This is a genomic window from Actinoplanes sp. NPDC049681 (genome assembly GCF_044465265.1).
Taxonomy (GTDB): domain Bacteria; phylum Actinomycetota; class Actinomycetes; order Mycobacteriales; family Micromonosporaceae; genus Actinoplanes.
Genome location: NZ_JBITLP010000006.1, coordinates 378,244 through 392,751 on the forward strand (window position 1 = coordinate 378,244; position 14,508 = coordinate 392,751).

Sequence of the window (14,508 nt, forward strand, 5' to 3'; positions counted from 1 at the left end):
GATTCAGACCTTCGTTCGGGTTCCGATGTCGATCCTGCGCAACAAAAAAGGCCCTCGTGCTTCCGCACGGGACCTAGCGCACTGCCCAGAAGCTCGGGGGCAGCGCGCTCAACTAAGTACGAGGAACGACGAACACATGCGGCTAAGACTGCCCCATCTCACGTGGTGCGTCAACTGATCTCACATCTTGGTCACCCGAAAAGGCCGGATCGGTCGGCAGCACCGCCCGGACCTGCCGCATCCCGGGTCCCAGCATGACGATCTGGCTCCGCGCCGGGGCGCTCGGAGTGATCTTGGCCGGGCGGCGGCGCGGCACCGGCACCGGCCGCGTCGCCGACGACCGGGCGGTCCTCAGCTGCGCCTCCAGGTGCTCGGCCGGCACCCCCCAGCCGAAGAGCGAGCCCTGCCCGAGGCGGCACCCCGCCTCCTCGACGACCTCGCGCTGGGCGGGGGTGCCGATGCCTTCGGCGAGCACCTCGAGGCCCAACCGGTGCCCGAGCCGCACCACGACGTCCACCAGGGGCGCGGCCATGCCGGTACGGGACTCCGGCTCCGCCACCAGGGCATGGTCGATCTTCAGGATGTCCACCGGCAGGTTCCGCAGCTGCCCCAGCGAGGAATACCCGGCGCCGAAGTCGTCCAGCGCGATCCGTACGCCGGTCGACCGCAGCTCGACCAGCCGCCGGATCAGCTCCTCCATGTCGGTGGCGACCGCGTGCTCGGTGACCTCGAGCACCAGCCGCTGCGGCGGTACGCCGTACTTGTCCAGCACGGCAGCCACGTGACCGGCGTAGTCGGCGGCGTGCAGCTCCTTGGGCGAGAGGTTCACCGAGACCCACACGTCGTGTCCCGCGGCGAGCCACTTGGCCAGCTGGGCGCACGCCTGGTCCAGCACCCAGGCGCCGAGCATGCCGATCAGGCCGGACTCCTCGGCCACCGGGATGAACTCGTCGGGGCGTACGGCGCCGAGCTCCGGGTGGTGCCAGCGCAGGAGGGCCTCGGCGCCGACCGGGCGTACCGATGGCAGCGCGACCACCGGCTGGAACACGAGCCGGAGCTGGCGCCGGTCGATGGCGTGGCGCAGCTCGTTCTCCAGCACGCTGTGCCGGCGCAGCAGCTCGTCGTAGCGCTTCTGGTAGCGCTCGACGCGGTTCTTGCCGCGCTGCTTCGCGTACCGCAGGGCGAGGTCGGCGTCGCGCATCAGCTCGCCGGTGTCTCCCGGCGCCGGTGAGCCCGCCACGCCGACGCTCGCCGACAGGAAGACCGAGCCGTCCTCGGTCTCGTACGGCTCGCCGAGCACGGCGAGCAGCCGCTTGCCCGCCGCCATGGCCTCGTCCGGCGTGGCCCACATGAGCACCGCGAACTCGTCGCCGCCGAGCCGGGCCGCCACGTCGCCGTCGCGCAGGTTGGCACGCAGCCGCTCACCGACCTCCGCGAGAACCGCGTCGCCGACGTCGTGCCCGCGCATGTCGTTGACGTTCTTGAAGCCGTCGAGGTCGAGCCCGACCAGCGTGCGCGGGCGGTCCTGCTGCGCCGGCTCGCGCAGGGCCCGGACCAGGCCGCGGCGGTTGGCCAGCCCGGTCAGCGGATCGGTGTGGGCCAGTTCACGGAAATGCGCCTCCCGCTGGCGCAGCTGCAGCGTGTAGCTCCGCACGTCGCCGAGGGCGAGGTACTGCCGGCCGACCAGCGCGAAACCCTCGACGCTGGCACCGAGGAAGCCGTAGCCGGCGAAGTCCCCGCCCGCCAGAAGGTGGTACGTCCCGGCGAGAACCATGGCCGCCATCGGGACGAACGCGTAGCCCGTACCCCGTTGGATGATGTCGCCGGTGACCGTGACGGGCCGATCCGCCACCTTCACCGCGTGCGCGACCACGAAGAGCCCGGCCGGCAGCAACACCGCGCTGAGCAGCACGAAGCCGGGCCGGCCCTGGCAGATGCCGCCGGGCAGGCCGCTGGCCGCGACGGAGACCAGGCTGACGCCCGCCGCGACGCGGATGGTGACCTGCCTCGGCCGGTGCGCGTGCATGGCGAGGACCGCGGTGAGCCCGAGCGCGACCGTGGCCACCCCGGCGCCCAGCAGGAGGGCGACGCACCCCATGGGGGTGCTGGCGCCGAGGATGCGGGTCGGCTCGCAGACGAGGACCCAGCCGACGAACCAGAGCGCCGCGGCGATGATCAGACCGTCGAGCAGGTGCCGCAGGCCCGCACGGCGGTTCTCCGCGGCCCCGGGCAGCATCAGGGTGCCCGCCAGCAGGGTGAGGGTGCCCAGCGCCATCGCGACGGCGACGGCCTGGCCGAGGGCGCGGCGGTGGTCGGCCATCGCGTCGTGCGCGAGGAACAGCGCGCTGATCAGGCCGGCCAGCGCCGCGCCGGTGACCGCGGCGCCCCCCGCTGCCAGGATGAGGTGGGCACGACGGGCGGCGCCCGTGTGCCGGCGACCGGAATTCCCCAGCAACGCCACGGCCGGGACCGCGACCACGAGGCTCGCCAGCCCGGCCAGCTCCACGCCGGACGGTGAGTGCACGGGAACACTCTGCCGTACCCGGAACATTTTCGGTATCCCGAGGGATGGACATCCTGGATGCCGGTTCACCCCCGGTCCTTACCGGCGGTGGCACTATGTAGTAATGCCTGAGCTGCGCTCCCGGACCTCGACCCACGGTCGGACGATGGCCGGCGCGCGCGCCCTGTGGCGCGCCACCGGCATGACCGACGACGACTTCGGCAAGCCCATCGTGGCGATCGCCAACAGTTTCACCCAATTCGTACCCGGGCACGTGCACCTCAAGGACCTCGGCGGCCTCGTGGCCGACGCGGTCGCCCAGGCGGGCGGCGTGGGCCGCGAGTTCAACACCATCGCGGTCGACGACGGCATCGCCATGGGTCACGGCGGCATGCTCTACTCCCTGCCCAGCAGGGAGCTGATCGCCGACGCGGTCGAATACATGGTCAACGCGCACTGCGCGGACGCCCTGGTCTGCATCTCGAACTGCGACAAGATCACGCCGGGCATGCTCATCGCGGCCCTGCGGCTCAACATCCCGACGGTGTTCGTCTCCGGCGGCCCGATGGAGGCCGGCAAGACGGTCGCCATCGAGGGCATCGTGCACGAGAAGCTCGACCTGATCGACGCCATGTCGGCCAGCGCCAACGAGAACGTCACGGACGAGCAGCTCAGCACCATCGAGCGCTCGGCCTGCCCGACCTGCGGCTCCTGCTCCGGCATGTTCACCGCCAACTCGATGAACTGCCTGACCGAGGCGATCGGCCTGGCCCTGCCGGGCAACGGCTCGACGCTGGCCACGCACGCCTCCCGCAAGGCCCTCTTCGAGAAGGCCGGCGCGCTGATCGTCGACATCGCCAAGCAGTACTACGAGAACGACGACACGTCGGTGCTGCCCCGCAGCATCGCGAGCCGCGACGCCTTCGAGAACGCGGTGGCCCTGGACGTGGCGATGGGTGGGTCCACCAACACCGTCCTGCACCTGCTGGCGGCGGCGCGCGAGGCCGAGCTCGACTTCAGCGTGGCGGACATCGACGCGGTCTCCCGCCGGGTGCCCTGCCTCAGCAAGGTCGCCCCCAACAGCGTCAAGTACCACATGGAGGACGTGCACCGCGCCGGCGGCATCCCCGCCCTGCTCGGCGAACTCCACCGCGGCGGCGCGCTGAAGACCACCGTACGAGCCGTGCACTCCCCCGACCTCGACACCTGGCTGAACGCCTGGGACATCCGCAGCGGCTCGCCCAGCCCGGAGGCCCTCGAACTGTTCCACGCGGCCCCGGGCGGCGTCCGCACCACGCAGCCGTTCTCCACCACCAACCGCTGGGCCACCCTCGACACCGACGCCGCCGAGGGCTGCATCCGCTCGGTCGAGCACGCGTACACGGCCGACGGCGGCCTCGCCATCCTCTTCGGCAACCTCGCCCCGGACGGCTGCGTGGTCAAGACCGCCGGCGTCTCCGAAGACCTGTGGAAATTCACCGGCCCGGCCCGCGTCTACGAAAGCCAGGACGCGGCGGTCGAAGGCATCCTCGGCAAGCAGGTCGTCGAGGGCGACGTGGTGGTGATCCGCTACGAGGGCCCCAGGGGCGGCCCCGGCATGCAGGAAATGCTCTACCCCACGTCCTTCCTCAAGGGCCGCGGCCTCGGCAAGGCCTGCGCACTGATCACCGACGGACGCTTCTCCGGCGGCACGTCCGGCCTGTCGATCGGCCACATCTCCCCCGAAGCGGCATCCGGCGGCCTGATCTCCCTGGTCCAGACCGGCGACGAGATCACCATCGACATCCCGGGCCGGTCGATCACGCTCAACGTCTCGGACGAGGAGCTCGCCCAGCGCCGCCACGAGGAGGAGCGCCGGCCGAAGCCGTACACGCCGGTGGATCGGCAGCGCCCGGTCTCGGCGGCCCTGCGGGCCTACGCCTCGATGGCCACCAGCGCCAGCGACGGCGCCTACCGGCGGGTTCCGGAGTAAAAGTACGGGCACACGAGAAGACAGAAGCATCACCGACCGGCCCGGTCACACACGGAGCTCCGTGCGTGACCGGGCCGGTCGTCCGTCCCCGGCCGAGTCCCATGGCCGCAGGAACCCGGAAACGCGGGCAACCGTCACACCACTTCGTCGAACTGCGAGGATGGTAGGGACGCCATGCCCCTCCACATCATCGTGACAAGCCGTCGGCTGATGCGTGCACCGCGGCGAGAAGGGACCTGGTCGGCTACATAGAGCTTCGCGCTGCCATCGGCAGGCGCAAGATTGCCGCTCTCACACCAGGTCGTTGACGCAGCGCAGGACGGGCCGGGTCGTCAGCGCCCCCGGATCCAGGTTCTGCGCGCCGCGGATGCGGAACGTCGCCGACTCGCCCGGTAGCAGGGTCACGACCGCCTCATCGGCTTCGGCGGCCGGGTCGAGGCGGTCCGGTTGCAACGTCACGTCACGGAGGATGGTCTGTGCCGTGACCGTCACACGGGTCTCGTCGTCCGCTGTCGTCACCGTCGCGTCGAACTTTGCGGGCGGCCAGGCGATGTCCTTGTCCTCGGCGAAGAACCACCAGGCCCGTTGCTCTTCCGCCGACGCGACCAGGACCTCGCCCGTCACGTCGCCGGCTTCGCCGACTTCCGGCGGGATCGGCAGGGTCGTGGCCGAGCCGGGTGCAACGGTTGCACCGATCGCCGCTCGGGCTGCCACGACCCCGTCGAGGGTACGGCGGGACACCGTCGCCGAGAACGTCCACGGGGTGGTGGAGTCGTTGACCGCCACGAGTGCCGGGGCGCCGTCGCGGGGTTGCAGCGTGAGGAGGCGGGGCGCGTACGAGCGGCGGAGGGCGTACCAGAGGGGCTTCTTGCGGCCGTAGCCGTCGAGCGCGGCCCAGGAGGTGACCGGCCAGCAGTCGTTGAGCTGCCACATGATCGTGCCCATGCAGTGGGGGCGGAGGGCTCGGAAGTGTTCGATGCCCAGGGACAGGGCGCGGGCCTGGTTGAGCTGGGTCAGGTAGTGCCAGTCGTCGAAGTCGCGGGGTGCCGGCAGGTGTGCGTCCAGTCCGCGCTGGAGCTTCGCGTCGCCGTCCGCGGCCTTCTGGTGAGCCCGCATGCCGGGTGAGTCGTGGGCGAGCGGCTCGTCGGACAGGGCGCGGCGCAGGGTCGAGTACGTGGGCGGCGCCTGGTAGCCGAACTCTGCCACGAACCGCGGGCGGTAGTCGCGGTACTTCGTGTAGTCGTCGGTGTTCCAGACGTCCCAGATGTGCGTGGTGCCGTACGCGGGATCGTTGGGATGCTTGTCCTCCCGCCCGGACCAGGGGCTGCCGGGCCAGTAGAACCGGCTGGGATCCTCGGCGGCGACGATGCGGGGCAGCAGGTCGAAATAGAAGCCGGCGCCCCACGTCCTGCCGTCGAGGTCCTGTTTCCAGCCCCAGTCCTCGTGGCCCCAGATGTTCTCGTTGTTGCCGGTCCACATCACGAGGCTCGGGTGCGGGGACAGCCGCACGACGTTCTCGCGGGCCTCGGCCGCCAGTTCGGTGGCGAACGGCTCCTCCTCCGGGTACGCGGCGCAGGCGAACAGGAAGTCCTGCCCCACCATGAGGCCGAGGGAGTCGGCGAGGTCGTAGAAGTCCCCGGACTCGTAGCGGCCGCCGCCCCAGACCCGCAGGTAGTTGACGTTCGCGTCGACCGCCTGCCGGAACCGGGTGGCGAGCCGTCCGGGGGTGACCCGGTCGGCGAAGACGTCGTCGGGGATCCAGTTGACGCCGCGGACGAAGACGGGAAGGTCGTTCACGACGAGGGTGAACCCACCCGCGGTGGTGTCGACACGGACCGAGCGAAAGCCCACTTTCCGGCTCCACGAGTCCAGCGGCTCGCCGCCCGCCCCGGTCAGGGTCACGTCGAGGTCGTAGCGGGGCTGGTCGCCGTACCCGATGGGCCACCAGAGCTCGGGATCCGCGACGGTGACCGTCACGACGGCCTCGCCGCCCTCGGTGGTGGTCTCCACCCGCTCGCCGGCGATCTCGGCGGCGACGGTGACCGGCCCGGGGGTGTCGCGTTCGATGCGGACGCGGACCTCGGCCGTGCCGGTGCCGCCGTCCACCGTGACCTGCGGCCGGACCTCGGCCAGGCGCGCCCGCGACCAGGTCTGCAGGCCGATCGGCTGCCAGATGCCGGCGGTGACCAGCGTGGGTCCCCAGTCCCAGCCGAAGTTGCACGCGGTCTTGCGGATGAACTGGAAGGGCTCGGGATAGGCGTTGGGCCGGTCGCCGAGCCGGTCGCGCTGCGCCTCGGCATAGCTGTACGCGGACCCGAACCGCACCCGCAGCTCGTTGTCGCCGTCGCGCAGCGCCTCGCGGACGTCGAACCGGTAGCTGCGGTGCATGTTGGCGGTGCGGCCCAGCTCCACGCCGTTGAGGAGGATCGTGGCCACGGTATCGAGCCCGTCGCACACGAGATCCACCCGGCCCGGTGCCTGCTCGTGGCGGAAGGTCGTCGCGTACTCCCAGTCGGTGCGGCCGATCCAGGCGAGCTTCTTCTCGTTGTCGTCCCGATAGGGATCGTCGATGAGGCCGGCGGCGAGCAGGTCGGTGTGCACACAGCCGGGCACGGTGGCGGCGACGCCCTCGACGTCGCCACCACTCAGGACCCAGCCCTCGTGCAACGGTCGGTACGCGGTCACGTGACTCCCTCTTTCCCCCGCGGCGGAAAACCGAAAGGAACTTCAGTCAGGACTTGACGGCACCTTCCATGATTCCCCGTACGATCTGCCGCCCGCCCACGACAAGCAGAACCAGCAACGGAACGGTGGCCATGAAGGCGCCTGCCAGCACCCGGCGGTAGATCACATAGTTGCCGCTCGCGAGGTCGGAGAGGGCGACCATCGAGGTGGGAAACTCCGTGCCGTTCAACGTGATCAGCGGCCACTGGAACTCGTTCCACGTCGCCACGAAGGTGAGCAGGCCGAGCACCGCCAGCGCCGGACGGATCGCGGGCACCACGATGCTCCAGTAGATGCGCATCGTCAGCGCGCCGTCCATCCGGGCCGACTCCACCAGCTCGTCGGGTACGGCGTGCAGGATGAACTGTCGCATGTAGAAGACGCCGAACGCGCTGACCAGGAACGGCGCGATGACGGCGAGCAGGGTGCCGTTCCAACCGAGCTTGCCCATCAGGATGTAGAGCGCGACCACGCCGAGCTGGTTGGGCACGGTCAGGGTCAGGATCACCACGACCATCAGCGGGTCCCGGCCCCGGAAGCGCAGCTTGGCGAAGGCGAACCCGGCCAGCGAGCAGAAGAACAGCGTCGAGGCGGTCACCACGCCCGCGACGATGAAGCTGTTGATCAGAGACGCGGTGAAGTAGACGTCCTGCATCGTGAAGACTTCACGCAGGTTGGTCAGCAGCTGGTCGCCGGGCACGACCGACGGCGGGGTCTGCGAGACGGCCTCGTCGGTGCTGGTGGCGATGACGAACATCCAGTAGAGCGGGAACGCCGAGATCGCCAGGAACGCCGACAGGGCCAGGTAGGTGCGCCAGGTTCCCCGGGTGTCCTGGGGTGCGCTCACGGTGGTCATCGCCGGCCTCCTCCCAGACGGTTGGTGACGAAAGCGTTGAGGGCCGCGACGATGAGGATGATCAGGAACAGCGCCCAGGACATCGCGGCGGCGTACCCGAGGTTGAGGTCCTTCCAGCCGACCTTGTAGATGAGCTGCGCGATGGTCTGCCACTGGCCGTCGGATCCGCCGGTCGCCGCGGCCGGGTTCTCCTCGAAGAGCATCGGCTCGTTGAAGAGCTGGAGCCCGCCGATGGTCGACAGCACCACGGTGAAGATCAGGACCGGTTGGATCATCGGTACGGTGATCCGCCACAACTGCCGCCACGGGCCGGCACCGTCGACCGCGGCCGCCTCGTAGACGTCCTTGGGGATCGCCTGCATGGCCGAGAGGTAGAGCAGGGCGTTGTAGCCGATCCACTTCCAGTTGACCATCGTGGCGATGGCGAGCCAGGCGCTCCACTTCTGGGCCCGCCAGTCCAGCGGCTCTCCGATCAGCCAGTTCGCCAGGCCGTTGTCGCGGGAGAAGAACACCGCGAAGACGAGCGTCGAGGCGGCGACCGGGGTCACGTACGGCACCAGCACGCCGACCCGCCACCAGGTCGTGGCCCGCAGCTTGCGGTTGAGCAGGTTCGCCACCATCAGCGCGATCAGCAGCTGCGGCACGGTGGAGAGGACGAAGATGCCGAACGTGTTGCCCAGCGCGTTCCAGAAGTCCTCGTCGTGCAGCAACCGCTCGAAGTTGGCGAAGCCGGCCCACCCGTCGGCGTCCGGATCGTCGAGGCGCCAGGTCCGCAGGGCGACGACCCCGTTGAAGACGATCGGGAAGAGCCCGAAGACGCCGAAGAAGATGAAGAACGGCGAGATGAGTACGTACGGCGTGCGCTTGAGGTCGAACCGGTAGAACCACAGCTTGCCCCTCGGCGGCGTGGCCGGCGGGTGCGGGTGCGGAGCCGGCCCGATGACCGGCGGGGCGTTGCGGGTGAGGGACACGGCCACTCCTTCCACCCAGGTGGCGGCCCGGCTAGGCCGCCACCTGGTCACAGTCCGATCAGGAGCCGGCGACCTTCTGGGCCTCCTTGACCGCCTCCGGCCACGCCTTGTCCGGGGCGAGCGAGCCCTGCTGGACCCGCGTGATGACGTTCTCGACCGCGACCCGGGTGGGACCGTTCTTCTTTCCGAGGTACTGCGGCTTCAGGTTCTCGGCGGTCGAGGCGAAGATCTGCCCGGTGGGCGCGTTGCTCATGAACTCCTTCTTGTAGTCCAGGACCGCCGGGTCCTTGTACAGCGCCGGCTGCGAGGGCAGGTTGCCGACGGTCTTGAAGACCTCGATCTGCTGCTGCGGCTGGATCATCCACTCGACGAACTTGTACGCCTCGTCGACGTTCTTGCCCTGCTTCGGGATCGTCCACCAGGAGCCGCCCCAGTTGCCGCCGCCGCCGGGGATCGTGGCGATGTCCCACTTGCCCTTCTGCTCGGGCGCGGTGTCCTGGATGTGGCCGAGCATCCACGCCGGGCAGGCCAGCACGGCGAACTGGTCCTTCTTGAACCCCTGGTCCCAGTTGGGCTGGAAGCTGGCGAGGTTGGCGGAGAGCCCGGCCTGGATCGTCTTCATGCTGACGTCGAACGCGACCTTGGGGCCGCCCTCCATCTGCAGCTGCTCCTGCTGGTCGTAGAAGCCCTGCGGCTGCTGCGCGAGCACGGGGTTGAACATGTTGGTGCCGGAGTCGACGAACTTCTTGCCGGTCTTGGACACGTACGTCTTGCCGACGTTGATGAAGTCGTCCCAGGTGGTCCAGAGCTTCGACACCTGATCGCGGTCGGTCGGCAGGCCGGCCTTCTTGAACAGGTCGGTGCGGTAGCACATGGCCAGGCCGCCGACGTCGGTGCCGAGGCCGATCTGCTTGCCGTCGGCGGACAGCGACTGCTGCCACTTCCAGGGCAGGTACTTCGACTCGTACGACCCGGCGCCCTTGTCGAGGAGGTTGACGAACTTGTCGGCCTGGCCGCGGAACTGCACGATGAAGCCCTCGTCGATCGCGGAGATGTCCGGGGCGCCGGTGCCGGCCACGAGCTTCTTCTGCAGGTCCTCGTGCTGGGCGTTGTACTCGCCCGAGTTGAGCACGATCTTGACGTTGGGGTGGTCCTTCTCGTACGCGGCCTTGAGCTTGTCCAGGCCCATGTCGCCCCAGAAGTTGACCTTCAGCGTGACCTGACCGTCGGCGGCCTTGTCGCCGCCGCCTTCGAGGCTCTGACCGCTGCAACCCGAGACCACCAGCGCACCGGCGACGACGAGCGCTGCTCCCCGCTTGCCGAAACGTGTCATAACTCCTCCACCCGAGGGGTAGCTTTCTACTGAACCGGATAAGTGTCGTGACCGTATGCTCCGTCACATCCACTGTCAATACCGTGTCTCAGCTCGATGATCCGTGCGTCCCTACCTCGTAAAATCGGGCAATTCCTCTTCGGTCCTGGCGCTTCAGTCATGTGCGCTGCAACACTTAACCGATCAAGTTAACGGTCCTTGCGGCGAAAGTTTCGGCGCGAGGTAGCGTGAGAGCGCTCCAGCAGGCATTTCTCCGAGGCGGACCCGCGTGCGGCCCGTTTCTCCCGAAGCGGTTCACTTTCAAGGAAGAAACACCGTCCACGGCTGCAGGGAAGGCGAGGCAGTGAAGCGGCCCACGATCGCCGACATCGCCCGGCGGGCCGGCGTGTCCAAAGGGGCGGTGTCGTACGCCCTCAACGGCCAGCCCGGCGTCTCCGAGGCGACCCGCCAGCGCATCGTCGCCATCGCCCGGGAGATCGGGTTCAACCCCAACAGCGCCGCCCGCGCCCTGTCCGGCGCCAGCGCCCGTGCGGTCGGGCTGACGCTGTGCCGCCCCGCGCGCATCCTCAGCATCGAGCCGTTCTTCATGGGTCTCATCAGCGGCTTCGAGCAGGAACTCGCGGCCCGCTCGTACGCGCTCACCCTCCAGGTGGTGGCCACCCCGCAGAACGAGACCGAGGTCTACCGCCGCTGGTGGGGCGAGCGCCGGGTCGACGGCGTCTTCGTCACCGACCTGCGGGAGAACGACATCCGCATCCCGGTGCTCAACGAGCTCCAACTGCCGGCGGTGGTCATCGGCGGACCCGGCGACACCGGCAACCTCACCCAGCTCTGGTCCGACGACGCCGGCGCGATCACCGAGGCGGTCCGCTACCTGATGGCGCTGGGGCACCGCCGCATCGCCAGGGTGGGCGGGCTGCCGGACCTGCTGCACACGCGTACCCGTACCAAGGCGTTCACCGAGGTCTGCGAGTCCCTGGGCCTGAGCGAGGCGGTCACGGTCCCCTCGGACTACACGGGCGAGGAGGGTGGCCGGGCGACCCGCCGGCTGCTGATCAACGCGGAGCGGCCGACCGCGATCATCTACGACAACGACGTGATGGCGGTGGCGGGGCTGTCGGTAGCCCAGGAGATGGGCCTGTCGGTGCCGGGAGACCTGTCCATCGTCGCGTGGGACGACTCGCCGCTGTGCTCGCTCGTACATCCGCCCCTGACGGCGCTGACCAGGGACATCGCGGCGTACGGGGCGCACGCGGCCCGCCAGCTCCTGGCGGCAATAGCGGGCGAGCCGGTGCAGGACGTCGAGGAAGGCACCGCCCACCTGACACCGCGGGGAAGCACCGCCCCGCCGCGCGAGTCCTGATCCGCACGTCACTCGCGATAGAGACGCGCCATCGCCTGGATCGTGGTCGTCATGTGGGCGACCAGCGGGGCGGGAGCGAGGACCTGGACCTCCGCGCCGAGCCGGAGGAGGGTTCCGGCGGCATGGCGCAGATTCTCCAGCGGGATGGTGGCCTGCTGCCAGCCGTCCGGACCGGCGGGTGTGAGGGTACGCAACGCCAGCCGTGCGGCCCTCGGGCCCAGGACGTCGCGCAGGGCGGCAACGCCCGCCTCGGTCAGCCGTACGGTGGCGACCTGCTCGGTCTCGGCATCCTCGTACCGATGGACATGTTCTTGCCAGAACGCCGCGAGGTCGAAGCGGTCCGGCCGGACGAAGTGCTCAGGCAGCGGCCGGAGTCTCGTGATCGCCGAGACGCGGTACGCGCGCGGCCTGCCATGACCTGCGGCGATCAGATACCAGACGCCCGCTTTGAGGACGAGACCCAGCGGGTGCAGCCGTCTCGTCACCTCACCCGGCCGGGGCGACCAGCGCCGATAACCGACCTCGACGACCTGGTCCTGCCACAGCGCGTCGGCAACGGCGAGCAGATGCGGCACAGCGTCGGGCTCGCGATACCAGCCGGGAGCGTCGAGGTGGAAGCGCTGCCGGATACGCGCCGACGCCTCGCGGTACGGAACCGGCAGCGCCGCCGTCAACTTGAGCTCGGCGGCGGCCAGCTGGGCGCCCAGGCCCAGGTCGGCGGCCGGTTGCGGCAGGCCGGTCAGGAACAGCGACTCCGCCTCGCCGGCGGTCAGCCCGGTCAGCCGGGTGCGGTAACCGTCCATGAGCTCGTAACCGCCGCTCGGTCCGTGCTCGGCGAAGATCGGTACGCCCGCCGCGGAGAGCGCCTCGACGTCGCGGTAGACCGTACGCGCGGTCACGCCGAGCTCACCCGCCAGCTGCGCGGCGCTCATCCGGCCCCGGTTCTGCAGCAACAGCAGCAGGGACAGCAGTCGACTGGCACGCATCCGCGAAAGTCTGTCAGCCCCTGACAGAAGTTGTCAGGGGTAGGCGCCCAAGATCACCGCATGAACGACTTCGACTTCCTCACGGGCTCCTGGAACATCTCCAACCACCGGCTCGGAACGCTGTTCGCCGGCAGCAACGAGTGGGACACCTTCCCCGGCACCTCGACCTGCCGGCCCATCTTCTGCGGCGGCGGGAACACCGAGGAGATCACCTTCCCGACGCTCGGCAGCCAGGGCTTCACCTTGCGCCTGTTCGACATCGAGCGGGAGGAATGGTCGATCTACTGGGCGAGCAGCCGCACGGGGTTGCTGTACCCGCCGGTGGTGGGCAGGTTCGCCGACGGTCGCGGTGACTTCTACGGGGACGACACCCACGACGGGAGGCCGATCAAAGCGCATTTCATCTGGTCCGACATCACACCGACGTCGGCCCGGTGGGAACAGGAATTCTCCGCGGACGGCGGGAAGACCTGGGAATCGAACTGGGTCATGGAATTCACCCGCGCATGATCTGTTCGCGCAGGCCGGCCCGGGCGGTCGTGTGACGTGTTCGCGGGGAGCGCGGGCCGGGCCCCGCGGATTCTCTGTTGGCGCCGGGCCTGGCCCGAGTCGCGCCCGGGCCGAGCCGAAGCCGGGCCTGGTCGGACCAAAGCCAAGCCGCGGACGGCCTTCTTGCCAGGCCCCGCCATCCCGCCCGCTGAGCCCGAGTGGTCGCTCACCGGGCTCTCGCCCCTCCGTGATCCGCGCCTAAGGCTCGAGGCCGGTGATGCGTCTTGGTGGCGCTCCGGCCGTATGTGTCTGAAAGCTAGCGATCGGCGGCTGTCCCGATAGGCCTCCGTGCGCCCGGCCGGCGCCGGGCGCGCCGGGACGAAGCCCCTGGCCGTAGTGGCAGCCGGCCTGGCGGGTGCGCTCGCTTGTGGGAGCCTGTCTGAGCAGGGGATTCCGGAGAGAGTGTGGGCTTGTACGCAATCTGCGATATGGCAGGTTGATGTGTGGCGATGATGCACCCCGGCGTGCTCTACTGTCTGCACCGCTGAGTCTCGACTCAAGGCGGGCTCCTGAGCTGTCTGGTTTTTGGGCGGACGAGTCAGGAATGGAGGCACCCGGGGTCGCAGCCGGGTGCCTTTTGCGCGCTTACCCACACTGTGCTCAGTTGACGACTTGATCACCCGAGACGCGTCTGCATGGCGGAAACTGTCCACATGGCAGGTGGGAAGCTGGCCTTCTGCGACCAGGCTACTTCCCGGCTTCTCTGCCAGTCCGCCCTTAACCTGCAGCTCGTACGGGTCCACTCAGAACGGTACGCCCGCTCAACGCTGGTGGGAACCCGGCCGATGCTGCGCACCTCCGATGTGAGGTGCGTCGAGAAAGCCGTGCCCATGCGTGACAGTCCCCGCAGTGACGCCAAGCCGCTATGGCTCGCTCTCATCCTGCTCACCGCGTCCGGTATCGCGGTCGCCGCCGGGTTGCTTTCCTGGCTGGGTGGGTTGAACCCGCCGACGGCGATCCTCACCGCCGGCGGCGCGTTCTCCGCGGCTACCTTCTTGCTGCTGGCTCTGCAGCAGTACCTCGCCTCGTAGCATCCGCCCGCCGCTTATCTCGTGTAGAAGCGGCGGGCGGCGAGCATCTCCCGCGCCGCGCCGTCCTGATCCCAGAGAAGGCACCGATTAACGCGTGCTCCCCGAGCGTGACGTCCTGCGACCGCGGGGCGCAGAGCGCGGGGCAGCGTGTGTCCTCGAGGGGGAAGGCGCAGACCCCAAGCCTGCGAGCGCGAAGGCGCGGTCCGAGGCCTGGGAGCGC

10 protein-coding genes are annotated in these 14,508 nt (G+C 69.5%); 4 read left to right on the top strand and 6 right to left on the bottom strand.

The genetic code is table 11. The features are described 5' to 3' along the window. Positions 1-142: 142 nt before the first annotated feature. Entirely contained in the window at positions 143-2,524 is a 2,382-nt protein-coding gene (locus ACIBO8_RS23675) for a putative bifunctional diguanylate cyclase/phosphodiesterase (protein ID WP_396117438.1), read from the bottom strand. Between the two features lie 103 nt (positions 2,525-2,627). Here ACIBO8_RS23675 and ilvD point away from each other — a divergent pair, with 103 nt between their 5' ends. Beyond that, a complete protein-coding gene (gene ilvD / locus ACIBO8_RS23680; protein WP_396117439.1) occupies positions 2,628-4,475 on the top strand; it encodes a dihydroxy-acid dehydratase in 1,848 nt (615 codons plus the stop codon). Positions 4,476-4,766: 291 nt separating this feature from the next. On the opposite strand, the gene ACIBO8_RS23685 is transcribed toward ilvD, so the two are convergent. Genes ACIBO8_RS23685 through ACIBO8_RS23700 form a run of 4 tightly spaced genes read right to left on the bottom strand, consistent with a single transcriptional unit; the run spans position 4,767 to position 10,359 of the window. Further along, positions 4,767-7,160 (bottom strand): glycosyl hydrolase 2 galactose-binding domain-containing protein, encoded by a 2,394-nt coding sequence (locus tag ACIBO8_RS23685; protein WP_396117440.1) that lies wholly within the window; start codon positions 7,158-7,160, stop codon positions 4,767-4,769. A gap of 46 nt (positions 7,161-7,206) precedes the next feature. Then, entirely contained in the window at positions 7,207-8,055 is an 849-nt protein-coding gene (locus ACIBO8_RS23690; RefSeq protein ID WP_396117441.1) for a carbohydrate ABC transporter permease, read from the bottom strand. Then, positions 8,052-9,026: a carbohydrate ABC transporter permease gene (locus ACIBO8_RS23695; RefSeq protein WP_396117442.1), complete on the bottom strand. Its 975-nt coding sequence runs from the start codon at positions 9,024-9,026 to the stop codon at positions 8,052-8,054. Before ACIBO8_RS23695 ends, ACIBO8_RS23690 begins: the two co-directional genes overlap by 4 nt. Before the next feature lie 58 nt (positions 9,027-9,084). Continuing rightward, complete coding sequence (locus ACIBO8_RS23700; RefSeq protein WP_396117443.1) at positions 9,085-10,359, bottom strand: extracellular solute-binding protein; 1,275 nt, start codon at positions 10,357-10,359, stop codon at positions 9,085-9,087. 343 nt (positions 10,360-10,702) lie between these two features. Between ACIBO8_RS23700 and ACIBO8_RS23705 the strand changes: the two genes are divergently transcribed. Further along, positions 10,703-11,722, top strand: coding sequence for a LacI family DNA-binding transcriptional regulator (locus ACIBO8_RS23705; protein ID WP_396117444.1), 1,020 nt, complete (start codon positions 10,703-10,705; stop codon positions 11,720-11,722). A gap of 8 nt (positions 11,723-11,730) precedes the next feature. On the opposite strand, the gene ACIBO8_RS23710 is transcribed toward ACIBO8_RS23705, so the two are convergent. Next, positions 11,731-12,708, bottom strand: a complete 978-nt coding sequence (locus tag ACIBO8_RS23710) for a helix-turn-helix transcriptional regulator (protein ID WP_396117445.1) — start codon at positions 12,706-12,708, stop codon at positions 11,731-11,733. Positions 12,709-12,768: 60 nt separating this feature from the next. Here ACIBO8_RS23710 and ACIBO8_RS23715 point away from each other — a divergent pair, with 60 nt between their 5' ends. After that, positions 12,769-13,218, top strand: a complete 450-nt coding sequence (locus ACIBO8_RS23715) for a hypothetical protein (protein WP_396117446.1) — start codon at positions 12,769-12,771, stop codon at positions 13,216-13,218. Positions 13,219-14,087: 869 nt separating this feature from the next. After that, complete coding sequence (locus ACIBO8_RS23720) at positions 14,088-14,288, top strand: hypothetical protein (RefSeq protein WP_396117447.1); 201 nt, start codon at positions 14,088-14,090, stop codon at positions 14,286-14,288. The last annotated feature ends 220 nt before the right edge of the window (positions 14,289-14,508 follow it).